The sequence below is a fragment of the Trinickia camelliae genome (assembly GCF_053525655.1).
This window is the reverse complement of the sequence record NZ_JBCHAA010000013.1, coordinates 1-23,601: the sequence shown is the minus strand read 5'-3', so window position 1 is coordinate 23,601 and position 23,601 is coordinate 1. Positions and strand designations below refer to the sequence as shown.

The following is a 23,601-nucleotide window of genomic DNA, read 5'->3' as shown; positions in this document are numbered from 1 at the left end:
CAACGGTGTTTACCCGTGCCGAATCAGGCATTTCTGATGCAGTCCAGGCCGGTTAGACCAGTTTGATTTGCATGTGGGCGGCAGGCGACTACAATGGTGGTCAGACCAGTTGGAGTGCTGAGCAATATGAAGAACGTCACGCATACCGTCACCGACGCCGCCACCTCGACGATCCGCGAACGCATCGAGTCCGGCATCTATCCGGTTGGCAGCCTGTTGCCGGCGCAGCGGCAATTGTCGGAAGAACTGGAGATCAGCCGCGCGTCGCTGCGAGAAGCGCTATCGACGCTCGAAGCGCTCGGCATGCTGACGATCCGCGCGGGCAAGGGTGTATACGTGGAAAGCGCGAAGGCGATGAACGGGCACGCCTGGCGTTTCGCCGATCAATCGTCGCTGCCGGACACCTATCAGATGCGCTACGCGCTCGAAGGCTTCGCGGCGCGCATGGCGGCGCTCGCGATCAGCGATACCGACGTCGTCTGGTTCGACGACAACATGGATGCGCTGCACAGCGCGCTCACCAATGGCGACCTCGACGAAGCCTCGCAGCTCGACTTCGAGTTCCATATGCGCATAATCGGGATCGCGGGCAATTCGGCGATCGATACGGTCTTGCGCGGCAGCGCCGAAATCATGAAGGAGAGCCAGCGCCTGCCGTTCTATCAGCGCGAGTTGCTGCTGTCGACGTATCACGAGCACCGCGCGATTCTCGATGCGCTGAGGGCGCGCGACAGCGAGGGCGCAGGGCGCGCGATCGAAGCGCACATCACGGCGGCGGCTCAACGCGCCGGCGTGCATTTTCCGACGCCGCCGCGGTCGGCCGAGACGAGCGAGACGCCGCTGCCGCTTTCGGCTTCGGTTTCGCGTTGAATGAGGCGAGGCAAACAACGCCGCGCGCATAAAAAAACCGCTCCGAGGAGCGGTTTTTTTGCGCCGGCGATAGCCGCGTTACATACGGCACACCGACGCACAACGACGACTGAACGCCGCTTACTGCGCGTTCGCGAGCGCGACAGCCGTATCGAGCATGCGGTTCGAGAAGCCCCACTCGTTGTCGTACCAGCTCGACACCTTCACGAGACGGCCCGACACCTTGGTCAGCGTCGCGTCGAACGTCGACGAAGCCGGGTTGTGGTTGAAGTCGATCGACACGAGCGGCGCCGAGTTGTAACCGAGGATGCCCTTCAGCGCGCCTTCCGACGCTTCCTTCATGATCGCGTTGACTTCATCGACCGTCGTGTCGCGCTTGGCGATGAACGACAGGTCGACGATCGACACGTTGATCGTCGGGACGCGGATCGCGTAGCCGTCGAGCTTGCCATTCAGCTCCGGCAGCACGAGGCCGACTGCCGATGCCGCACCCGTCTTCGTCGGGATCTGGCTGTGCGTGGCCGAGCGCGCGCGGCGCAGGTCTTCGTGATAGACGTCGGTCAGCACCTGATCGTTCGTGTAGGCGTGGATCGTCGTCATCAGGCCGGTTTCGAGGCCGATCTTGTCGTTCAACGGCTTGACGAGCGGAGCCAAACAGTTCGTCGTGCACGATGCGTTCGAGATCACCGTGTGCTCTTTCTTGAGCGTCTGGTGGTTCACGCCGTAAACGATCGTCGCGTCGACATCCTTGCCGCCCGGCGCCGAGATGATCACCTTCTTCGCGCCGCCCTTGATGTGCGCGCTCGCCTTTTCCTTCGTCGTAAAGAAGCCCGTGCACTCCATCACCACGTCGACGCCCAGGTCGCCCCACGGCAGCTCGGCCGGATTGCGGTTCGCGAGCACGCGGATCTTGTCGCCGTTCACGACGAGGTAGTCGCCGTCGACCGCCACTTCGCCCGGGAACTTGCCGTGCGCGGTGTCGTATTGCGTCAGGTGGGCGTTGGTCTTCGCATCGCCGAGATCGTTGATCGCCACGAACTCGATGTCGTGCTTCTTGCCGTTTTCATAGAAGGCGCGCAGCGTGTTGCGGCCGATCCGGCCGTATCCGTTGATTGCAACGCGAATCGTCATGTTTATCTCCTGATACCTGATGGCTGAAAAAAAACCTTCTCGCTTGCTTGCGGGGCGTTGGCGCGAAAACGCGGGGCTGCGCTTCGCGCGAACGCCGTTCGTTCTTGGTTAGGCGAGCGCGGCCTTCGCCGTCGCGACCACGTGATCGACGGTAAAGCCGAAATGCTTGAACAGCACGCCAGCCGGGGCCGATTCGCCGAACGTGTCGATGCCGACCACGCCGCCTTCGAGACCCACGTACTTGCGCCAGAAATCGGTGACACCCGCTTCGATCGCGACGCGTCGCACGCCCTTGGGCAGCACGCGCTCGCGGTACTCGGCGTCTTGCTTGTCGAAGACGTTGGTGCACGGCATCGACACGACGCGCGCTGCAATCCCTTCGCGCGCGAGCGGCTCGATCGCGTTCATCGCGAGTTCAACTTCGGAGCCCGTGGCGATCAGGATGATCTTGCGGGCCGGCACGTCGTCATTCCAGTCGCGCAACACGTAGCCGCCCTTCGCGATGTTGGCGATCTGCGCGTCGGTGCGCGGCGCGAACGCAAGGTTCTGACGGCTGAAGATCAGCGTCGACGGGCCGTGATGCTCGACCGCCTGGGTCCAGGCCACCGCCGTTTCGACGGTATCAGACGGACGCCACGTTTGCAGGTTCGGAATCAGACGCAGGCTCGCGACATGCTCGATCGACTGGTGCGTCGGGCCGTCTTCGCCGAGGCCGATCGAATCGTGCGTGTACACGAAGATCGAGGGTGACTTCATCAGCGCGGCGACGCGCAGCGCGTTGCGGGCGTAGTCGGAGAACGTCAGGAACGTGCCGCCGAACACCTTGTAGCCGCCGTGCAGCGCGATGCCGTTGATCGCGGCGCTCATGCCGAATTCGCGCACGCCGTAGTTGATGTGGTTGCCCCACTGGATGCCGGTCTCGCCTTGCTTCGGCGCGCGCACCGGTTTCGATGCCTTCCAGTTGGTGAGGTTCGAGCCGGTCAGGTCGGCCGAGCCGCCGAGCAGCTCGGGCAGCACCGCCGCCAAGCCTTCGATCGCCTGCTGCGACGCCTTGCGCGTGGCGACAGTCTCGCCGCGCTCGTTCGCGCCCGCGATGATCGCTTGCGCCTTCGCAGCCCAGTCGGCCGGCAGCTGCTTCGAGACGCGGCGCTCGAAGTCGGCCGCCTCAGCCGGGTACTTTGCGCGATATTGCGCGAATGCCGTGTTCCACTCGCCTTCGTACTTCGCGCCGGATTCCTTCGCGTCCCACGCTGCGTACACTTCTTGGGGAATCACGAACGGCTCCCACTTCCAGCCGAGCGCCTCGCGCGCCGCCGCGATTTCCGCCGCGCCGAGCGCCGCGCCGTGCACGTCATGGGTGCCGGCCTTGTTCGGCGAGCCCTTGCCGATGACCGTCTTGCAGCAGATCAGCGTCGGCTTGTCCGAGAGCTTCGCGCGGGCGATAGCCGCGTCGACCACATCGACGTCATGGCCGTCGATATCTCGAATCACATTCCAGCCGTACGCTTCGAAGCGCTTCGGCGTGTCGTCGTGGAACCAGTGGACGACGTCGCCGTCGATCGAGATGCCGTTGTCGTCGTAGAGCGCGATCAGCTTGTTCAGCTTCAGCGTGCCCGCAAACGAGCAGGCTTCGTGCGAGATGCCTTCCATCAGGCAGCCGTCGCCGAGGAACACGTACGTGTGGTGATCGACGATCTTCGCATCGGCCTTGTTGAACTCGGCGGCAAGCAGCGCTTCAGCGAGCGCCATGCCGACCGCGTTCGCGAGACCCTGGCCGAGCGGGCCAGTGGTGGTCTCGACGCCCGGCGTGATGCCGTATTCCGGGTGGCCCGGCGTCTTCGAGTGGAGCTGGCGGAAATTCTTCAGCTCGACGAGGGGCAGATCGTAGCCGGTCAGATGCAGCAGCGAATACAGCAGCATCGAGCCGTGGCCGTTCGACAGCACGAAGCGGTCGCGATCGGCCCAGTGCGGATTGGCCGGGTTGTGGCGCAGATGGCGCGACCACAGCGCAACCCCGATTTCAGCCATGCCCATCGGCATGCCGGGGTGACCGGAGTTCGCTTGTTGAACAGCATCCATGGCGAGCGCGCGGATCGCGTTGGCCATCAGGGAGGTCGGGGCGGGAGACGAGGTCGTCATGTCGAGTCCGGGAAACGAGTCCAAAAAGCGGGGCGGGCGGCGGACCGGATGCTCGTTTTTCAGCGGCTTTTGCAAATTCGGGCGCGCGCTTCGGCGAGCGAATGGCACCGGAACATGCCCTAAGCGACAGAGCAAACGGACGAGGCTGCAAAGCCTGTCATTCTAACAGATGGAGAGGCTCATCCTCCGCCATGCGACGGCGGCGTGAGCCTTACGCGAAGGCGCGGCTCACGCCGCCGTTCGGCCTTTTATAATCCGGCGATCGGGATCGATTTTTCAGTGCCACCCGCGCCGAACTACCGGCACGGAGCACATTGCCGCTTATGTGCCGGTTATGCGAATCGAACGCTTCGCGCCGGCCCCACTCCAACCTCACCATCGCCCATTAAGCAGGAGAAACGCATGACCGCCCCGCGACCAGCCAACGTTTCCTGGTTGACGCCCTACCTGACGGTGAACAATGCGCGCACGTCCATCTCGTTCTTCGAAGCTGCGTTCGGCTTCGAGCTACGCGACAGCGTGCAGGACGACGGCGTCATCATGCACGTCGAGATGACCTACCAAGGCCAGCTGATCGTGATGTTCGCGCCCGAAGGCGCGTTCGGCTCGACGGCGAAGACGCCGAGGAATTCCGGCGCGATCGCGCCGCAGTCGTTCTATCTGTACGTCCACGATGTCGACGAAGTGCACGCGCGCGCGATTGCGGCGGGCGCAAAGTCGCTCTCCGAGCCGCAAGACCAGTTCTGGGGCGACCGCTTCGCTCAGGTCGAAGATCTTGACGGCTACCGTTGGGCGCTCGCCCGTCACCTGTCGGTCTGAGTCACTTAGTCTATTGTCATGCCCCGTTTCTTTATCGATTCGATCTATGCGCCCGGCGACGTCGTTACGCTGCCCGACGAAGTCGCACGCCATGTCCAGGTGTTGCGTTTGCAAGTCGGCGACGCGCTCGTCGTCTTCAACGGCCGCGGCGGCCAGAACGACGCGCGGCTCGTCGAGATCGGCAAGCGGCAGGCGCTCGTCGAGATTGGCGAGTTTGCCGAAGTCGAGACCGAGCCGCCCTATCGCATCACACTCGCGCAAGGCATCGCCGGCGGCGACAAGATGGACTGGCTGATCGAAAAAGCCGTGGAACTCGGCGCATCCGGGTTCGTCCCGCTGGCTGCGGCGCGTAGCGTCGTACGCCTAACCGGCGATCGCGCGGAACGCCGCCACGCCCATTGGCAAGGGATCGTGCGGGCGTCGTGCGAACAATGCGGCCGCAATCGGCTGCCCGAAGTCGCGGCGCCCGTCGAACTCGAAGCGTGGCTCGGGAGCATGCCCGAGCGTCCCGACCACGGCGACTTGCGCCTGATGCTGTCGCCGCGTGCGAGCGTCCCGTTTGCCGAGCTGCCAGCCCTTGCTCCGTCGGGCAACGTGACCTTGCTGATCGGACCAGAAGGCGGCCTGACGCCCGCGGAAGAAGACGCGGCGTCCGCACAGGGCTTTCTGCCACTGGGACTCGGCCCGCGCGTGCTGCGCACGGAAACGGCGGGCATTGCCGTGCTGGCGGCGCTGGCGGCGCGCTGGGGCGGCTGGTGAGAACCAGAACCGTCCCTTCAAAAGCGCTACCCGCTTTGCATGGGACCCGCGTAAGAGCTAAAGCGCTAACTTGCGTCGACACAATGCAAAAGGCCCGCACATCCGGCGGGCCTTTCTGTATCTTCGACTACGACCGGGACGACGCGTCGCGGCCAGTCGAAAAACGATCACGCAAACGAATAAAACACGCGGAATGCGACCTTGCGCTCGGCCCAGAATTCCGCCGCTTCACGGAACACGTCGAGCAGCGTTTCACGGCCTTCCTTGTCGAACTTCTGCGCAATCGGCAACGCCTCGAGCACGATTACGAAGCCCGGCTGCGTGCCGGCCTTTTGCACCAGATCGGTCAAGCAGTCGTACAGCGCGTCGTAGTTCTTGCCGAAGTGCTTCGGAAACAGAAACGATGTCGCTATCGTTTCCAGCACTTCCTGCTTCGTCTGCGCGTTACCGCAGTGCGCATACAGAAAATGCTGCTGAAGCTGGAGCGCTTCGTCGTGCAAATCCTGCACGCGAAATGCGCGAATCGACTGCACGATATTCGACCGCACCGTCTTGAAAAGACTCATAGGCTCCTCGTTCGATGAAAGCCCGGGGCTGGCTTCGTCTGCGGCAGTCTGGCCGTGCTCGGCCATGCGCATCTGCATGACGCGTTGAAAAAGATTGCCGTCGCCGGCCGCGAAAAGATCCGTCGCGACCGCGGGGTCGTGCGCGTAGATGTTGTCGCTCATGCCGTTCATCCCAATATCATTCAACAATGCGTTTAAAACTGTTGTAGTGGTCGTCGGTATAGAAACAATTGTCGACCTGCTTCGGCGGGCCCCCGCAGACAATGCGGCGGGCGCCGCGATTCTTCGCGCGCGGCGTAGGAACGGTGTATTCGTGGTAAAAGCCACGCGGTTGCCGTGGCAGCAGCCGCTCGAAGTTGCCGAATACGACGCCATCCTTCGGATACGGATAAGGCCCGCCGGCTGCAATCAAGTTCAACGTTTTGGCGGCTTCGGGCGGCAATTGCCGTACCGCGATCGTGCCTTCAACCTGCCCGGACTGCGAATAATCGCGTGCGAATGCGCTGGGGACGATGCCCCCGGAGACAATGCCGATACTTCCAAGACTGCCGATCGCGAGGACGGCCGCGAGCGCGCCGTTGCGGAGCCACTTGCGTGCCATGAACCAGAGTTCCCGCTGATTGGATGAAGTTGACGACCACGAAAGACGTAAGGTTATCGCTAATGACACCCAGAAGCAACGTTTGTCATTGAAATGAAAGGTTTTGTGGGCGCGGCGACGCTTGCGGGTGCGACCGTTTAACGCACCCAGCCGAGCCGCAAATCAGGTGTTTTTTATCTTGTTCAAGATAAAATAGCCATGACGGCGTTCGCTTGTGACGGGCATTTGCCTCCTCGTCTTTTTGCTTTTTGCGAAACGCGCGCCGTTGGTATTACTCCTTTGGAGCCGCAATCCCCAACTTGCTCCACGGCGTGCCCATTGCGGGCACGCCGTTTTTTTTCGACCGGAGTTTGTGCTTTAGCGCTTACTCCGGTCCCATTCTGTGGGCCTGGGCTTCGTTTATCGGGCGGCGCTCACGTCGGCCACGAGCAGCGCCGTCATGTTGACGATGCGGCGCACCGTCGCGGACTCGGTCAGCACGTGCACCGGCTTGGCTGCGCCAAGCAGGATCGGACCGATCGCGATGTTGTTGCCGGCGGCCGTCTTCAGCAGGTTGTACGAAATGTTCGCTGCGTCGATGTTCGGCAGAATCAAGAGGTTCGCGTCGCCCTCGAGCGTCGAATCAGGCAGCACTTCCTTGCGCAGATTCGCATCGAGCGCAACGTCACCGTGCATTTCGCCGTCGATTTGCAAGTCAGGCGCACGTTCTTTCAGGAGCGCCAGCGTGTCGCGCATCTTCTGCGCGCAAGGCGCATTGCTCGTGCCGAAGTTCGAATGCGACAGCAGCGCGATCTTCGGCTCGATGCCGAAGCGGCGCACTTCTTCAGCCGCCATGATCGTGATTTCCGCGAGTTCTTCCGGCGTCGGGTCGACGTTCACGTGCGTATCGGCGAGGAAAATCTGGCGGCCCGGCAGCACGAGTCCGTTCATCGCCGCGAACACCTTGCAGCCCTCGCGCTTGCCGATGATCTGGTTGATGAAGTGCAGGTGGCGGTGCGGCGTGGAGACCGTGCCGCAAATCATGCCGTCGGCCTCGCCCTTCTCGACGAGCATCGCGCCGATCAGCGTCGTGCGGCGGCGCATTTCGACGCGCGCAAGGCGTTCGCTGATGCCCTTGCGCGCCATCATCTTCGCGTAGGTCTGCCAGAAGTCCTTGTAGCGCTCGTCGTGTTCGGTGTTGACGACCGTGTAGTCGACACCCGCCGTCAGACGCAGGCCATAACGTTCGATCCGGTGCTCGATCACAGCCGGGCGGCCAATCAGGATCGGCGTCGCGAGCTTCTCGTCGACGGCGATCTGCACCGCGCGCAGCACGCGCTCTTCCTCGCCCTCCGCAAACACGACACGCTTCCTCTCAGGCGCTACGTTGCGCGCTTGTTGGAAGATCGGCTTCATCGTCGTGCCGCTGTGATAAACGAACTGCTGGAGGTGGACCTTATAGGCCTCCATGTCCTCGATCGGACGCGTCGCGACGCCCGAATCCATCGCCGCTTGCGCTACGGCCGGCGCGATCTTGACGATCAGGCGCGGATCGAACGGCTTCGGAATCAGGTACTCAGGGCCGAACGACAGATCCTGGATACCGTAAGCAGTCGCAACGATGTCGCTCTGCTCCTGGCGCGCGAGATCGGCGATCGCGTTGACCGCCGCGATTTCCATTTCACGCGTGATCGTGGACGCGCCTGCATCGAGCGCACCACGGAAGATGAACGGGAAGCACAGGACGTTGTTGACCTGGTTCGGATAGTCGGTGCGGCCGGTCGCGAGCACCGCGTCAGGGCGCACTTCGAGCGCGAGTTCCGGCAGGATTTCCGGCGTCGGGTTCGCGAGCGCGAGGATCAGCGGCTTGGTCCCCATCTCCTTGACCATCTCCGGCTTGAGCACGCCGCCCGCCGAAAGACCGAGGAAAATGTCCGCGCCCGGGATGGCTTCGGCCAGCGTCCGCGCGCTGGTTTCGCGCGCGAAGCGCTCCTTGTCCGGGTCCATCAGCTCGGTGCGGCCTTTGTAGACCACGCCGGCCAAATCCGTGACGAGGATGTTCTCGATCGGCAGGCCGAGATCGACGAGCAAGTCGAGACACGCCAGCGCCGCCGCGCCCGCGCCGGACGCGACGAGCTTGACTTCGCGAATATCCTTGCCGACGACCTTCAGGCCGTTCGTCACCGCCGCCGCAACGACGATCGCCGTGCCGTGCTGGTCGTCGTGGAAGACCGGAATCTTCATGCGCTTGCGGCATTCACGCTCGACGATGAAGCAGTCCGGCGCCTTGATGTCTTCGAGGTTGATGCCGCCGAAGGTCGGTTCGAGCGCGGCGATGACATCGACGAGCTTGTGCGGGTCCGACTCGTTCAGCTCGATGTCGAACACGTCGATGCCTGCGAACTTCTTGAACAGCACCGCCTTGCCTTCCATCACCGGCTTCGACGCCAGCGGCCCGATGTTGCCGAGACCGAGCACCGCGGTGCCGTTCGTCACCACGCCGACGAGATTGCTGCGCGCCGTGAAGCGCGCGGCATTCAGCGGGTTCTCGACGATTTCCTCGCAGGCGTAGGCCACGCCGGGCGAATACGCGAGGGCGAGATCGCGCTGATTGATCATCTGCTTGGTCGGCGCGATCGCGATTTTCCCCGGGGTAGGGAACTCGTGATAATCGAGAGCGGCTTCGCGGAGTTTGGATTTGGCGGGATTGGTTGACATGAGGCGGTCGGTCTTGAGGGCGGATTAGAATAGCTATTCGGTCGCATTGTAGCGCCATTCAACGGCCTAATTCCTTCAATTCGGGTACAACTGCTGCGACTGAAATATGGCCAAGGCCAGCGTCGAACGATCGCTTCAAACCATTGCTGCAGCGCGCCATTCGCGGTCAACGCTTTGTTTTTTCAACGCCTTTTTGCGATAACTTTCGCTCCCCTCTCGTGAGCCAGACCTCTCTTTCCGAGTTCTCACTGATCGAACGATTTTTTGAGCGTCGTGCACTAAATCGTTCGCCCAACGACGCCAACCGCGCCGTCCTCGGCATCGGCGACGACTGCGCGCTGATCGCGCCGCGCGCCGGCCAGTCGCTGGCGATATCGACGGACATGCTCGTCGAAGGCCGGCACTTCTTCCCCGACATCGATCCGCATGCGCTCGGCCACAAGACGCTCGCCGTGAACTTGTCGGATCTCGCCGCGATGGGTGCGAAGCCGCGCGCCTTCACGCTCGCATTCGCGCTGCCGGACGCGCGCGAGGACTGGCTCGCCGCCTTCAGCAACGGCCTCTTCGAGCTGGCCGAGCGATTCGATTGCGAGCTGATCGGCGGCGACACGACGCGCGGGCCGCTCAATCTCTGCGTGACCGTGTTCGGCGACGTGCCGCCGGACGTCGCGCTGCGGCGCGACGCGGCGCGTGACGGCGACGACATCTGGGTCTCGGGGACGCTCGGCAATGCGCGCGCCGGGTTGGGCGTGGCGCGCGGCGAATGGTCCGTGACCGGGGACGACGCAGCGAGCGATACGGCCGCCTTTCGCCGCGCGCTGGAACGCCCCGAGCCGCGCATCGCGCTCGGCATCGCCCTGCGCGGGCTCGCGCGCGCCGCGCTCGATATCTCCGATGGCCTCGCCGGCGATCTGCTGCACATTCTCGAACGCTCGCGCGTGAACGCGTCGGTCGACGCCGACGCGGTGCCCCGCTCCGCCGCGCTCTCCCGGCTATCCGCCGACGTGCAGCGCCGCTGCACGCTCACTGGCGGCGACGACTACGAGCTGTGCTTCACCGCTCCCGCCGCGAATCGTGAAGCGATCGAAGCGATCGGCGCCCAGGTGAACGTGCCGGTCACGCGCATCGGTACAATAAGCGCTTTGAAAGCTCCGGCGGACCGGCCTGCGATTGCCTGGCGCGACTCGACAGGCGCCCCGCTTTCCCTGACGTTGCAAGGCTTCGATCATTTCAATGCAGACTGACCCCACGCTCGGCGGCGGTACCGGCGAGGTCCCGCGCGCGTCCAAACCGCGGCGCGCGACCTCGCGCTTCATGCTCACGCATCCGTTTCACATCCTCTCGCTCGGTTTTGGCAGCGGACTGTCGCCGATCATGCCGGGCACGGTCGGCACATTGTTCGCCTGGGCATCGTTCGCGGTGCTGAGCCGTCATCTGACGGTCATCGACTGGGCCGTGCTGATCGTCGTCGGCTTTATCGCGGGCTGCTGGATCACCGGCTATACCGCGCAAAAACTCGGCACGGACGACCCTTCGCCTGTCGTCTGGGATGAAATTGTCGCGTTCTGGCTCGTGCTCCTTTTCGTCACACCTGAGACCTTCACTGGCCAGCTCTGGACGTTCGTCGTCTTCCGCTTCTTCGACATGGTGAAGCCACCGCCTATCCGCTACTTCGACCGCCGATTGAAAGGTGGCTTTGGCATCATGTTCGACGATCTGGTGGCGGCGTTCTTCACGTTGCTCGTCATCGCGCTGTGGCGCATGACCATCTGAGCTCTCAAAGTTTTACGGATTTGCAATGCCAACTGATTCCGTCGTCCATCAACTCGCCATTCGCGCCGGCAACAAGCTGCGCGATGAACGCCTGACGCTCGTGACCGCCGAATCGTGCACGGGCGGCATGGTGGCAACGGCGATCACCGACATTTCCGGCAGCAGCGGCTGGTTCGACCGCGGGTTCGTCACGTATTCGAACCAGGCGAAGCACGAGATGATCGGCGTGCCCACCGACATGCTCGACAAGCACGGCGCCGTGAGCGAGCCGGTCGCGCGTGCGATGGCCGAGGGCGCGCTGCGCAACAGCCGCGCGCAGGTGTCGCTGGCGATCACGGGCATCGCCGGGCCGGGCGGCGGATCGAAGGAAAAGCCCGTGGGCATGGTCGTGTTCGCGTGGAGCAACCGGCTTCATACGGAAGTCGAGACGGTCGTGTTCAAGGGCGACCGCGAGCAGATTCGCGTGCAAGCGGCGACGCATTCGTTGCGCGGGCTGCTGACGCTGCTCGACGAGAAGGAGCGGTAAGCGGGTTCGCTGCCGGCTGGCCCCACAAAGCACAAACGCCACGCAGATCCAGCGATCTGCGTGGCGTCTTGTTTTCCTGCCCTTAGTGCGCGCGTTACCGGTACGAATTAGCGGTACGCGTTGATCTTGTCACGCGTTTCCTCTGCCGCGCGCGCGGCCGCCGCCGCGAAATCGTCGCCCTTGCCCGCGTAGAGAATCGCGCGCGACGAGTTGATCATCATCCCCGCGCCCGCCGCCGTGCGGCCGGCGCGCACCGTCGCCTCGACGTCGCCGCCCTGCGCGCCGATGCCGGGAATCAAAAGCGGCATGTCGCCGACGATCTGCCGCACGATTTCAATTTCCTTCGGAAACGTCGCGCCGACGACGAGCCCAAGCTGCCCGTTCGCGTTCCACTTATCGGCGGCGAGCTGCGCGACAACCTGATAGAGCGGCCGGCCCCCCGTCTCGAGGAACTGCAGATCCGAGCCGCCGGGGTTCGACGTCCGGCACAGCACGATCACGCCTTTGCCCTCGTGTGCGAGATACGGCTCGACCGAATCGAAACCCATGTACGGGTTGACCGTCACCGCGTCGGCGCCATAGCGCACGAACGCTTCGCGCGCGTACTGCTCGGCGGTGCTGCCGATATCGCCGCGCTTCGCATCGAGGATCACCGGCAGCCCAGGGTGTCGCTCGTGAATATGCGCGATCAGCGCTTCGAGCTGGTCCTCGGCACGGTGCGCGGCAAAGTAGGCGATCTGCGGCTTGAACGCGCTCGCATACGGCGCCGTCGCGTCGACGATCGCGCGGCAGAAATCAAAAATCGCATCCGGACGGTTCGCCAGCGCGCCGGGAAACTTGGCCGGCTCGGGATCGAGGCCGACGCACAGCAGCGAGTTCGTGCGTTGCCAGGCGCTCGTAAGCGTTTCGATGAAAGAAGGTGTGGAAGACATGGCGGTGCCGGTAACGGAAGAGGCCGTATTTTATCTGGCCGGCGCTTGGACGGGCGAGCGGCCGCCAAAGCGGCCGCCCGCGCTCGCGATCAGCGCCTCACGCCGCGCCCATCGGCGCTCGCGCGCACGCCCATGCGTTCAACCGTGAAGCCGAACTGCCTGACGAGCCGCTCGCCCGGCGCCAGCTCAGTCATGCCATTCGCCGCAGCGCCGCCCGGCAAGTTCATCGCGTTGATCGGATGGTCGACTGGCTCGAAGCAGAAGAAGTCCTCGCCCGGCGGCGTGTAGAGCACGTAGTACTCGGTGTTCGCCGCAATCGTCAGCGACAGTCGGCGTTTCGGCCACACCACCGACGTATAGCCGCTCCAGCCCGTGAACGCGTGGTTCACCATCGCCGCAGGCAGCGGATACGCGACGCCGAACTGCCACGCGGGCGGCGCCGGCACGTGACGAACCGGCAACCAGTCGTCGCCCGACAGCCAGAGACCCGCCGCGCCTGCGGACAGCTCGGTGTCATCGTCGCGAACCAGAAACGGATGGAGGCCGAGGCCGAACGGCAGCCGCTCGCGCCCCCTGTTTTCGATTTCGAGCGTGACGGTGAGCGTCGCGCCGTCGAGCGAGTACGCTTGCGACGCGCGATACGCGTAAGGCTTGCCGCGACTGCGGTCAAGCGTGAGCCGCGCGCTCGCGTCGTCCGTTTGTTCGAGCTGCCACTGCGCGAGCCAGCCGTCACCGTGGATCGGACACGCTTCGGTCGCGCGATTGGCGCTCACCTGCACGTCGCGCCCCGCAAACCGGAAGCGCCCCCCGCCGATCCGGTTCGAATACGGCAGGAGCGGATAGCAGGCGAGCTCGTTCGGATCAGTGTTCGCGCGCACCGTCTCGCAGCGGCGGAAGATCGGAATCAACGCGCCGTCGTCGCCGCGCCAGTCGAAGCGCGCGATCCCGCCGCCGATCCCCGGCGCGAGATCGAGCCGCAATTGCGCGTTGGCGAGCGTGACAAGCTCCGCGTTGGCCGACGTTGCCGCGCCGCGCGCAACGGCCGACGTGCTCGGCCCGGGACGCACCGGCTGGGTCAGCCCCGCCAGTTTGGCGCGGCGCGATTCGGAAGGAGATACGGGTGTGACATCAACATTCGCAGCGGTCATGGTTCGCTCCATCGAGAGGCGTAGATCGTCGTCTTGCAGACCGAATGACTTGAGGCGATGTCGGGCGGCTATGAGCGCCGCCTCTGAAGTTGTCGTGTTGCATGTTGCAAACGGCTGGGGAAACAAGAAAAGCGCGAGATCCGGCGTCTGGCTAGCGTTCGACGAATCCCGCCGGTCTTGCTCACACAGTTGCTCAACGAGGCTCGCCGAGAAACACAGGCTCCGGCAAGCCCTGCCGCGACACGCTTGCGGCATAGACGCCGCCGGCGTACGGATCTTGCGACAGCGCGTGATCCGTCAGACCGATCCGCGCTGTCGTAATGTACAACGTATCGAGCCCCGCGCCGCCTAGCGCGACGCAGCTTGGTTGTATCGACGACACACCCACGCGCTCGGTTTCGACGCCGTCCGCGCCGTAGCGCACGACGCGCGCGCCGCCCCACTGCGCGTTCCAGAGGCCGCCGTCGGCATCGACGGTCGAACCGTCGGGCTCGCCGTCTGCGTCAGTCAGCCGCGTGAAGACGCGGTCGCCGGCGATGCGTCCGTCCGCGAAGTAGTCGCAGGCGCGGATTTCGCGGGTCGGCGAATCGCAGTAGTACATCGTCGCGCCGTCGGGGCTGAACGCAATGCTGTTCGAAATGGCGGGCGCCGGCAGCGGCAGGCGTTCGAGTGACAGATCGAGGTTCAGCCGGTAGAAGCCGCCAATCGGCTGGGTGGGCTCGGCTTCGTCCTTGGTGCCGAAGACAAAGCGCCCTTGGCGGTCGCAACGGCCGTCGTTGACGCGCGTGTTCAGGCCGGGCTCGACGTCGACGATGTGCTGCGTCGCGCCGGTCGTCACATCGAAGAACGCGAGATGCGTAGCGAGGCCGAGCAGCAGGCGCTTCGAATCGGCGGTCAGCGCGAACGTTCCCAGCCGCTCCGGCATGGGCCACGAGCGGGTTTCGCCGAACACCGGCGAATAGCGCCAAAGGCGTGCGCCTTCGATATCTGTCCAATAGAGCACACCATTGCGGGTGCACCACGTCGCGCCTTCGCCGAGCACGCATTGCGCATCGATGGCGAGCGCCGCTTCGTTGGTCTGCATGTTCAAGCCCATCCTCCGTCGACGATAAAATCCTGGGCCGTGATCATACGGCTGTCGTCGGCGGCGAGAAAGAGCGCCATCCGCGCGAGGTCTTCCGGAAGTAGTTCAGCGTCGAGGCACTGTCCCGCTTTCAACGCGCGCTTGCCCGCCTCGTCGAGCCACAAGCGCTTTTGCTTTTCCGTCATTACCCAGCCCGGCAACAACGTGTTCACGCGGATCCCGAACGGTCCGAGGTCGCGCGCGAGACCGCGCGTGAGCCCCGCTATCGCCGATTTCGACGTGACGTAGACGGGCATGTTGCCGTTCTTGAGCATCCAGCTGATCGAGCCCAGGTTGACGATCGAGCCGCCGCCCAGTTGCTTCATGTCTTCGACGACCGCCTGCGCCGCGAAGAACTGATGCTTCAGATTGACCGCGATGCCCGCATCGAACGATTCGGGCGTGACTTCGGCGATCGAGTGGCGCTTGTCGTTCGCCGCGTTGTTGACCAGCACGGAGATCGGGCCGAGCGCGCTCCTCACGTCGGCGATCGCCTTGCGCAGCGCATCGATATCGGCGAGATCGCACGTCAGAAAGAGCGGTGCGTGGCGCGAATCGCCGAGCTGGTCCGCGAGTGCCTCGCCTGCCGCCACGTCGATGTCGAAGAAGGCCACGCGCGCACCCTGCGCCGCGAAGTGCTCGACGAACGACGCGCCGATGCCCGTCGCGCCGCCGGTGATCAGCACGGTGCGGTCGGCGAGGCTCGGATAGTGCGCATAAGTCCCGCCGGATTGGCGATCGGCCGCATTGGCTGGAGACGTCATCGTGTTCTTTCCCTATCGGTAGTAGCGCATCAATCGCGCGAACCGCGATTCTTCAACTGGTCGAGCAGCACGGCGGCAAGCAGGATCGCGCCGCGCACGAGGTACTGATAGAACGCGTCGATGTTCAGGAGGTTCATCACGTTCTCGACCGTGCCCATGATCAGCACGCCGATCACGACACCCGAAATCGTCGCGCGCCCGCCGAGCAGCGACACGCCGCCGAGCACGCACGCGGAAATCACGTTCAGCTCGAAGCCCTGAGCGGCGTTCGGCTGCCCCGACGTGATGCGCGACGCGAGAATCACACCGGCGAGCGCCGCCACCGCGCCTTGAATCAGGAAAATGTAGACACGTGTGCGCTCCACGTTGATACCGGCAAGACGCGACGCTTCAGGGTTGCCGCCGATCGCGAGCGTATTGCGGCCGTACACCGTCTTGTTGAGCAGCACGCCGAACACGATGAAGCAAACGAGCGTCACCCAGATCGGCAGCGACACGCCGAACATGGCGAGATTGCCGAGCGCGATGAACGTATCCGACGACACGCCGACTGCCTGCCCCTGCGACGCGATGAACCCCAGGCCGCGCACGATTTCCATCGTCGCGAGCGTGGTGATCAGCGCGTTGATGCGCAGGTAAGCGATGACCGCGCCGTTCACGAAGCCGATCGCGGCGCCGGCCAACACCGCGGCGCCGATCGCGATGAAAGTGTTGTTGGTTGCATTCAGCACCATCGCGCACAACACGCCCGCGAACGCCACGGTCGAACCGATCGACAAGTCGAAATCGCGCGACGCGAGACAGAACATCATCGTGCACGCGACCATGCCGATCTGCGAAATCGACAGCGCGAGGCCGAGCATGTTCGGAATCGAGAAGAAATGATCGACCGTCAGCGACATCGTGATGAACATCACCACGAAGATCAGGATCAGGCTGTATTCGGTGATTTGCTGCCACCACTTCTGCTTGTCGCTGGTCTGCGGCGTCAGCGCATCGGCGGCGCTCTTCGCGGCCGACTGCACTAAGTTTTCTCTGGCTTGCATTTGAGGGCTCCTACCGTGCTGCATTAAGTTGTGTTCCGGAATCACGCCGCCTGCGCGGCCGCTTGCGGCGTCGAGCTCTCCGGCAGCGCGAGGCTCAGCGCCGCATGCTCGTTCGCCTGGCTGCGCGGCAACTCGCCGGAAATGCGCCCCTGACGCATCACGACGATACGGTCTGACACGCCCAGCACCTCCGGCAACTCCGACGAAACGATCACGACCGCACAGCCGCGCTCGGCGAGCTGATAGATCACGTGATAGATCTCGTGCTTCGCGCCGACGTCGATGCCGCGCGTCGGCTCGTCGAGAATCACGACCTTGAGGTCCGGCTCGGCGAGCCAGCGCGACAGAATCGCTTTCTGCTGGTTGCCGCCCGAAAGGAAGCGGATCTTCTGACGGCGGTTCGGCGTCTTGATCTTCAGCAGCTGAATAAAACGATCAGCGGTTTCAGCTTCTTTCTTGCGATCAAGAAAGAGGCCAGCCTTCAGATAGTGACGCCGGCAACTGATGTTGATGTTCTCCGAGACCGACGCAATCGCGACGATCCCTTCCTCCTTGCGGTCTTCGGGACACAGCACGATGCCGTGGCGGATCGCCTCGCCGGCGCTCTTGACGGTGATCGGCTTGCCGTCGAGCATCAACTGCCCGCCTTTCTTCTTCTCGGCGCCGTAGACGAGGTGCATCAACTCGCTGCGCCCCGCACCCACGAGCCCGAAAAACCCGACGATCTCGCCCGAACGGACCTCGAAGCTCGCCGGCCTGGCCAGCCCGTGGCCCTCGACGTTCTGCACCGAAAAGCGCACCGCCCCGAGCTCGCGTGGCCGGTAGTTGTAGATATCCGAAATCTCGCGCCCGACCATCTCGGCAACGATCGTCTCGCGCTTCACGCCTTCGAGCGTCGGATGCGAAGCGACCTTGCGTCCGTCGCGGAAAATCGTGCACGCATCGCAAAGCTGGTAGATCTCGTCCATGCGGTGCGAGATGTAAATCAGCGCGCGATTGTCGGCGCGCAGGTCGCGCACGAGCTTGAACAGCACCTCGGTCTCGCGATGCGAGAGCGAGCTCGTCGGTTCGTCGAGCGCGATCACGCGCGCGTTGCGCATCAGCGCCTTGCAGATTTCGACCATCTGCCGCTGCGCGATCGAGAGCCGCCGCAGCTTCGCGTTGGGATCGAGATCGACGCCCATCGCGGCCAGCCGCTCGCGCACGTAGCGCTTCGCGTCCTGCTTCTTCACCCAGCCGAACGTATTCGGCAAGCGGCCGAGCATCAGGTTTTCGGCCACGGTGAGATCAGGCACGTACTGCAGCTCCTGGTGAATCACCGCAATGCCAGCCGCGATCGACGCGCCCGCATTCGCAAAATGCACCTCGTTGCCGTCCATCATCACGCGGCCGGAATCGGGCTGATACTCGCCGCCGAGCACTTTCAAGAGCGTCGACTTGCCCGCCCCGTTCTCGCCCATCAGGCCGTGCACCTGCCCGGCGTTGACCTCGAAGGACACACCGTCAAGCGCGCGTACGCCTGGAAACACCTTGCCGATATTGTCAAAACGCAGCGTCGCTGACACATCGCCTCCAATCACGCCATATGGATGGTTCGCCTGCTGCGCGCCTTGTGTTGCGTGGCGCGTCTATCGCAATGCGAACCGTCTCATTCACCCCTGTTCTTTGCGTCGCTCTGTTTGCCGCTTCACGGTATGCGCGTGCACACCGTGAAGCGGCGGTTCAGAACGATCGCTTACTTCGACGCGAGGCCCATCTTCTCGCGCACTTCACCCACGTTGTCGCGCGTGGCGAGCATGCCGGTCGTCAACGTCAGCGCCGGCGGCGCCTTGCCCTGCGTGATCCACGCGTACATCAGGTCAGACGTCTCTTCGCCGTGGCGCTTCGGGCTGATGATGACCGTGCCGTAGAAGCCCGTCGGCTGCGGCTTCTTGAACTCGTTCAGCGCCGAGTCCGAGCCGCCGATGCCGATGCCGATCATGTTGTCCGCCTTGAAGCCGCGGCCTTCCGCTGCGCGCACCGCGCCGAGCACGGCCTCGTCGTTCAGGCCATACGCGATCCAGTGCTTGAACTGCGGATTCTTGGTAAGCGCGATGTTGGCCGCGTTGAACGCGTTCTCGGTATCGGTCTTCGCTTGCGGCGCTGCAATCACGTTCGCCTTCGGGAAGCCCGCGGCGATGAGCGCATCGGTCGCGCCGCTCGTGCGGTCGTGGGCGGTCGGCAGTTGCTCGTAGGTGACGTCGATTGCGCCGACGTCCTTCATATCCCAGCCGCGCTTCTTGATTTCAGCGGCCAGACCCTCGCCCACTTGCTTGCCGATGTTGTAAGCCGAGATGCCCATATGCGGCACCGATTCGATCGGCTTGCCCGAGCCGTCGACGAGACGGTCGTCCACGGTCATCATCTTCAAGCCGTCCGCCTTCGCCTTCGCGACGATGCCCGGCCCGAGCTTCACATCAGGCGTGCAGATGATGAAGCCCTGCGCCTTTTGCGCGGCGAGATTGTCGATCGCGCTCATGACTTTCTCGCCCGACGGCGCCCCGATCTTCACGAGCGTGAAGCCCTTTTCCTTGGCGGCGATTTCAGCGAACTTCCACTCGTCCTGGAACCAGGGCTCTTCGGGCTGCTTCACGAGAAAACCGATCTTCACTTCGTCGGCAGCCTGTGCCACCGGCGCATTGAACAGCACCCCAGCAGCCGCCGCGGCCAACGTGAGGAAAATTCTTCGCTTCATGACGTGTCTCCTGTCTTGGATGGAAAAGTCGGCCGCGTGTTCTTCTAGCGGGATAACGCACGCGGCCGGTGCGCCATCCGATTACCCACATTAGTCGTGGTAGAGCGCAGAGCGCCCGCCATCGACCGTGATACAGCTCGCGTTGATGAACGGCGCTTCGTCGGAAGCGAGAAACACCGCTGTCATCGCCACTTCGTCGGGCTTGCCGATCCGTTTCATCGGCTGCAAATCGAGCGTCGCCTGGCGCGCGGCGGCCGGGTCGGGCTGACCGTTCCACCAGTCGAGCGTCAACTGCGTCTCGATGTAGCCGGGCGCGATCGCGTTCACGCGCACCTGACGCGCCGCGTATTCGATGCCGAGCGCGCGCGTGAGACCGAGCACGCCATGCTTGGCAACCGGGTACGGGAAGCACCCGGGAATGATCTTGAATGCATGTGTCGACGCGATGTTCACAATGCTGCCGCGCCCGCGCTCGACCATGCCCGGCAGCACCGCGCGGCAGCCATTCCAGACACCGTCGAGATCGACCGCGAAGCAGCGGCGCCAATCGTCGTCGGTCATCGTGAGCGGATCGCAAAACACGTTGATGCCGGCGTTGTTGACGAGCGCGTCGAGCGGGCCGAAAGCGCGCTCCCCTTCGCTCACCGCGTTCTGGACCGAGGCGGCTTGCGTCACGTCCGTCTGCACCGCGAGCACGCGTGCGCCGGGCGCCGCCGCTTCGATTTCCTTCGCAGTGCGGCGCGCCGTGTCGATATCGAGTTCAGCCAGCACGACCGACGCACCCTCTCTAGCGAACGCGTGCGCGATCGCCGCGCCGATACCGCGACCGGCACCGGTGATCAGCGCGACTTTGTCCGCCAGACGGTTCATCACTTTGCTCCTGCTTTCGCGGCTTGCAAGCCGTCGATGAAAGCCTTCGCATGCGCCGCGGTGGTCGCTGCGCTCTGCCCCGGCTTGTACAGCGCCGAACCCAGGCCAAAGCCGTTCGCCCCGGCCGCGAGGAACGGCCCCATGTTGTCCGGCGCAACGCCCCCGACGGGGACGAGCGGCACCTGCGCCGCAATGACTGCGCGCCACGCCTTCACGACATGCGGGCCCAATTGCTCGGCCGGGAACATCTTCAGTACATCCGCGCCGTTTTTCAGCACGGCGAACGCTTCGTTCGGCGTGGCGACACCCGGTGCGCACGCGAGCCCCTGCGCCTTGGCGGCGCGCACCACGTCCGCGTCGCTGTGCGGCATCACGATCAGCTCGCCGCCCGCGCGCTTCACCTCGTCGACATAACTCGGATGCAGCACCGTTCCCGCGCCGACGATCGCATCGGCCGCCAACGCTTCGCGAATCGCCGCGATGCTTTCGAATGGCTGCGGCGAATTGAGCGGCACCTCGATGATCCGGAAACCCGCCGCATATAGCGCGCGGCCGTGATCGGCGGCATCGGCCGGCGTCACGCCGCGCAGGATCGCGATCAGCGGGCACGCGGCGAACGCGGCGGCGAGGCCCGCGTGCGGCTGATACGGTGCTGGCAAGTTGATGTGCGGTTGCTGCGGTTGCATATCGTTTCCGTGAAAATTTAGGCGTTCTATTCGTGGGACCCTGGCATCAATCGGGCTCGACCCGGCTCAACCAGCGGTTTGCGCCACAGCCGAACGCGCCTCGCCGACCAGCCCGGCCAGCGACGCGATCCGCCATAACCCGCGCTCAGTCGCGTCCTTGACGTGCGTTGTCTGCAGGCAACCCAGCTCGGCAAGCGCGAGGCGATACCGGTCACACAGTGCTTCGTTGCCGATCAGGCGAAGCGGCTCGACGGCGAATTGCGGATGCACGGCGGCAAGTCCGCACAGCTCGTGTCCGATGAGGAGTCCGGAAAGATAATCCGACTGCTCTTCGGCCGAAAGTTCGGCGGTCAGCCCCAGCGTGCGCGTGCTGAAAATCGTCGCAAGCAAGCCCGCGTGGTCCGTGCGCTTCGCGACCGCGACGCCGCGCAGGAATGCCGCCGTGTTCGGCGTTTCCGGCTCGGCCATCGTGCGGCCGAGAATCGTGTGATCGCGCAGCGCCGCGAAGACTTCGCCCGTCATGAACGTATAGAAGCGTTCGATGCGAGCGTCGCGCGCGACAGCCCACTTGGCATGCGTGCCCGGCAGGCCGATCAGCGCGCTTGCGCTGCCGTTGCCGAGCGCGCCGTTGGCGGCGAGCGCGCCGACGATCTGCGTTTCTTCGCCGCGCATCACGTTTGGCAGTTCGCCGCGCTGGATCACGCCCGGCACGATATGGAGCGCGATGCCGCGGTCCGTGCCGACCCGCACGATGCCGGCCGCGAGCGCATTCGCATCGGCGGGCGCGTCGACATACGGCGCCTCCGCCCAGCCTTGCGCGCTGCCGACCATGCCTGCCGCGATCACCGGCACGCGCGGCGCGCGGTCGAGCCAGACGCCGCAGGCGTCCTCGAACGCGGCATCGAAACCGCCCGCGCTCACCGAGCGCGGCAGATTCATGATGCCGGCCGTCGATGCGCTGTTCGCGATCACGTTGCCGTTCGCGTCGAAGAGGTACGCACGCAGCGACGTCGTGCCCCAATCGAGCGCGATCAGCGCGGCGTGCTCGAAAGCGGTATCGGCGACGGTGTACGTCGTGGCGGAGTGCTGCTCGGTCATCGTTTGATCCTGCGTGTGGTCTGCGGTGCGCGCCAGCCGAGTTCCTCGGAGATCGCGCGCGCTTCGCGCTGCACGACCGGCACGAGCTCATCCATGCGCTCGAGCGGCATATAGGGAATCGTGCTCGCGACCGAAACCGCTGCGACGATCGAGCCCGACGCGTCGCGCACGGGCGCGGCCACGCAGCGGATCGACGCTTCGTTTTCTTCGAGATCGAGCGTGAAGCCGCCCGCGGAATAGGTCGCCATGCGCTGCAGGAAGGTGGGCGCATCGGGGCGATTGTCGGGCTTGAAGCTGACCGACGCGAGCGCGCGGCGCGACGCGTCGAAGAGCGACTGCCAAGACTCGGGCTTGAGGTCGAGCATCATCGCCTTGCCGATCCCCGTCGACGCGAGCGGCATGCGATGCCCGACCCGCGAGCGCATTTCCAGCCCGCGCGTGCCGGGGATTTTGTCGATGTACAGCACGTCGTCGCCATCGCGCACGCCGAGGTGAATCGTGTCGAGCGTCGCCTCGGCGAGCCGCTCCAGATGCGGGCGGGCGACGGCCGTGAGCGGCATTTGTTCGAGCGCGATGGTGCCGAGTTCGATTAGCTTCGGACCGAGCAGATAGCCGCCTTGCACCTGACGCAGATAGCGCGCCTGGACGAGACTGCTGACGAGCCGGTGCGTCGTGCTGCGCGTCGTGCCGAGCGCGGCGCCGAAGGCGCGCAGATCGCGCGCGCCGGACGCGGCCGCTTCGAGGATCGCGAGGCCGCGCAGGAGCGTTTGCGTGCCGGCTTGCTGCGGGGTGATGTCGAGCAGCGTGCTGGGCAGTGCGATGCCGTCGACGGCGGACGGAATCGATTGCGTGTCGCGCTTGCCGTTTTGCGTGGCTTGCGGCTCTTCGGTGTGCTCTGCCAGGGGTTTGTTCATGGCGCTCATCCGGTTCAGGTGGCCATTCGGCCGATTGGTCGCGGTGCTGGGTGCGCGGTTAAGCGCCCTGGGCGGACGGATGAAGCGCGATACGTTCGTGCGAAGCGGTGCCTGCGGCTTGGCGATGAATCGAGGTCATTTGACGGTGTCTCCGTTGTCGTGCGAATCGTGGTTCGCAGCGGTTGGCCGCGGTAGCGGCGCTTTGTCGGTCTGGATTGTAGGGCGGGGCACCGGAATCTCCAACATTTGAATTGTTGATTCATATTTTGGGATTTTTGGCGCTTCTTTTGCCTGCGGCGCGTTTTGTCGTTCGCTTGGGTTTGCGTGAAAACTTTGATTTCGCGGCGGTCCGTATGGTCCGTCCCTCCCCGGGACCGGGGTCACTTTGGTCCTTGCCCAAAGTAA

The 23,601-nt window shown here is 64.3% G+C and carries 22 protein-coding genes; 6 read left to right on the top strand and 16 right to left on the bottom strand.

Features of this window, described 5'->3' with window-relative positions:
• The first annotated feature begins 93 nt into the window (after positions 1-93).
• Positions 94-870 carry a FadR/GntR family transcriptional regulator gene (locus AAHK20_RS20975; protein WP_449183432.1) on the top strand — a complete coding sequence of 259 codons (777 nt, stop codon included), beginning with the start codon at positions 94-96 and terminating at the stop codon, positions 868-870.
• A gap of 120 nt (positions 871-990) precedes the next feature.
• Here the strand turns inward: AAHK20_RS20975 and gap are convergent, their stop codons facing one another.
• A complete protein-coding gene (gene gap / locus AAHK20_RS20970; protein WP_137333846.1) occupies positions 991-2,001 on the bottom strand; it encodes a type I glyceraldehyde-3-phosphate dehydrogenase in 1,011 nt (336 codons plus the stop codon).
• Between the two features lie 108 nt (positions 2,002-2,109).
• Entirely contained in the window at positions 2,110-4,140 is a 2,031-nt protein-coding gene (gene tkt / locus AAHK20_RS20965; protein WP_449183431.1) for a transketolase, read from the bottom strand.
• Positions 4,141-4,542: 402 nt separating this feature from the next.
• On the opposite strand from tkt, the gene AAHK20_RS20960 reads away from it, so the two are divergent.
• Positions 4,543-4,959: a VOC family protein gene (locus tag AAHK20_RS20960; protein WP_449183430.1), complete on the top strand. Its 417-nt coding sequence runs from the start codon at positions 4,543-4,545 to the stop codon at positions 4,957-4,959.
• An 18-nt stretch (positions 4,960-4,977) separates the two neighbouring features.
• Positions 4,978-5,718, top strand: a complete 741-nt coding sequence (locus AAHK20_RS20955; protein WP_449183429.1) for a 16S rRNA (uracil(1498)-N(3))-methyltransferase — start codon at positions 4,978-4,980, stop codon at positions 5,716-5,718.
• A gap of 167 nt (positions 5,719-5,885) precedes the next feature.
• Here AAHK20_RS20955 and AAHK20_RS20950 read toward each other — a convergent pair whose 3' ends face one another.
• The 3 genes from AAHK20_RS20950 to AAHK20_RS20940 form a co-directional block, all read right to left on the bottom strand.
• On the bottom strand, positions 5,886-6,446 hold the full coding sequence (locus tag AAHK20_RS20950) for a barstar family protein (RefSeq protein ID WP_449183428.1): 561 nt from the start codon (positions 6,444-6,446) through the stop codon (positions 5,886-5,888).
• A 16-nt stretch (positions 6,447-6,462) separates the two neighbouring features.
• Positions 6,463-6,885 carry a ribonuclease gene (locus AAHK20_RS20945; protein WP_449183427.1) on the bottom strand — a complete coding sequence of 141 codons (423 nt, stop codon included), beginning with the start codon at positions 6,883-6,885 and terminating at the stop codon, positions 6,463-6,465.
• Between the two features lie 399 nt (positions 6,886-7,284).
• On the bottom strand, positions 7,285-9,582 hold the full coding sequence (locus AAHK20_RS20940; RefSeq protein ID WP_449183426.1) for an NADP-dependent malic enzyme: 2,298 nt from the start codon (positions 9,580-9,582) through the stop codon (positions 7,285-7,287).
• A 218-nt stretch (positions 9,583-9,800) separates the two neighbouring features.
• On the opposite strand from AAHK20_RS20940, the gene thiL reads away from it, so the two are divergent.
• From thiL to AAHK20_RS20925, 3 genes are read left to right on the top strand one after another with little or no spacing between them, the layout of a single operon-like run.
• Entirely contained in the window at positions 9,801-10,826 is a 1,026-nt protein-coding gene (gene thiL / locus AAHK20_RS20935) for a thiamine-phosphate kinase (protein ID WP_449183425.1), read from the top strand.
• Positions 10,816-11,355, top strand: a complete 540-nt coding sequence (locus AAHK20_RS20930) for a phosphatidylglycerophosphatase A family protein (RefSeq protein ID WP_449183424.1) — start codon at positions 10,816-10,818, stop codon at positions 11,353-11,355. Before thiL ends, AAHK20_RS20930 begins: the two co-directional genes overlap by 11 nt.
• Positions 11,356-11,380: 25 nt before the next feature.
• The gene (locus AAHK20_RS20925) at positions 11,381-11,881 is read left to right on the top strand and encodes a CinA family protein (protein WP_449183423.1); all 501 of its coding nucleotides are present in this window, start codon (positions 11,381-11,383) and stop codon (positions 11,879-11,881) included.
• 107 nt (positions 11,882-11,988) lie between these two features.
• Here AAHK20_RS20925 and pyrF read toward each other — a convergent pair whose 3' ends face one another.
• The 11 genes from pyrF to AAHK20_RS20870 form a co-directional block, all read right to left on the bottom strand.
• Complete coding sequence (gene pyrF, locus AAHK20_RS20920) at positions 11,989-12,813, bottom strand: orotidine-5'-phosphate decarboxylase (RefSeq protein WP_449183422.1); 825 nt, start codon at positions 12,811-12,813, stop codon at positions 11,989-11,991.
• Between the two features lie 89 nt (positions 12,814-12,902).
• Positions 12,903-13,961: an aldose 1-epimerase gene (locus AAHK20_RS20915; protein WP_449183421.1), complete on the bottom strand. Its 1,059-nt coding sequence runs from the start codon at positions 13,959-13,961 to the stop codon at positions 12,903-12,905.
• Positions 13,962-14,154: 193 nt separating this feature from the next.
• A complete protein-coding gene (locus AAHK20_RS20910) occupies positions 14,155-15,045 on the bottom strand; it encodes an SMP-30/gluconolactonase/LRE family protein (RefSeq protein WP_449183420.1) in 891 nt (296 codons plus the stop codon).
• Between the two features lie 2 nt (positions 15,046-15,047).
• Positions 15,048-15,848 (bottom strand): SDR family NAD(P)-dependent oxidoreductase, encoded by an 801-nt coding sequence (locus AAHK20_RS20905; protein WP_449183419.1) that lies wholly within the window; start codon positions 15,846-15,848, stop codon positions 15,048-15,050.
• A 29-nt stretch (positions 15,849-15,877) separates the two neighbouring features.
• Entirely contained in the window at positions 15,878-16,894 is a 1,017-nt protein-coding gene (gene araH / locus AAHK20_RS20900) for an L-arabinose ABC transporter permease AraH (RefSeq protein WP_449183418.1), read from the bottom strand.
• A 41-nt stretch (positions 16,895-16,935) separates the two neighbouring features.
• A complete protein-coding gene (araG, locus tag AAHK20_RS20895) occupies positions 16,936-18,459 on the bottom strand; it encodes an L-arabinose ABC transporter ATP-binding protein AraG (protein ID WP_449183417.1) in 1,524 nt (507 codons plus the stop codon).
• A gap of 170 nt (positions 18,460-18,629) precedes the next feature.
• Positions 18,630-19,628: an arabinose ABC transporter substrate-binding protein gene (locus AAHK20_RS20890; protein WP_449183416.1), complete on the bottom strand. Its 999-nt coding sequence runs from the start codon at positions 19,626-19,628 to the stop codon at positions 18,630-18,632.
• Positions 19,629-19,718: 90 nt separating this feature from the next.
• Complete coding sequence (locus tag AAHK20_RS20885) at positions 19,719-20,498, bottom strand: SDR family oxidoreductase (RefSeq protein WP_449183415.1); 780 nt, start codon at positions 20,496-20,498, stop codon at positions 19,719-19,721.
• Positions 20,498-21,184 carry a 2-dehydro-3-deoxy-6-phosphogalactonate aldolase gene (locus tag AAHK20_RS20880; RefSeq protein ID WP_449183414.1) on the bottom strand — a complete coding sequence of 229 codons (687 nt, stop codon included), beginning with the start codon at positions 21,182-21,184 and terminating at the stop codon, positions 20,498-20,500. The genes AAHK20_RS20885 and AAHK20_RS20880 overlap by 1 nt, the downstream gene beginning before the upstream one ends.
• A gap of 66 nt (positions 21,185-21,250) precedes the next feature.
• Positions 21,251-22,282: a 2-dehydro-3-deoxygalactonokinase gene (locus AAHK20_RS20875; RefSeq protein WP_449183413.1), complete on the bottom strand. Its 1,032-nt coding sequence runs from the start codon at positions 22,280-22,282 to the stop codon at positions 21,251-21,253.
• A complete protein-coding gene (locus AAHK20_RS20870) occupies positions 22,279-23,196 on the bottom strand; it encodes an IclR family transcriptional regulator (protein ID WP_449183412.1) in 918 nt (305 codons plus the stop codon). Before AAHK20_RS20870 ends, AAHK20_RS20875 begins: the two co-directional genes overlap by 4 nt.
• Positions 23,197-23,601: the final 405 nt, after the last annotated feature.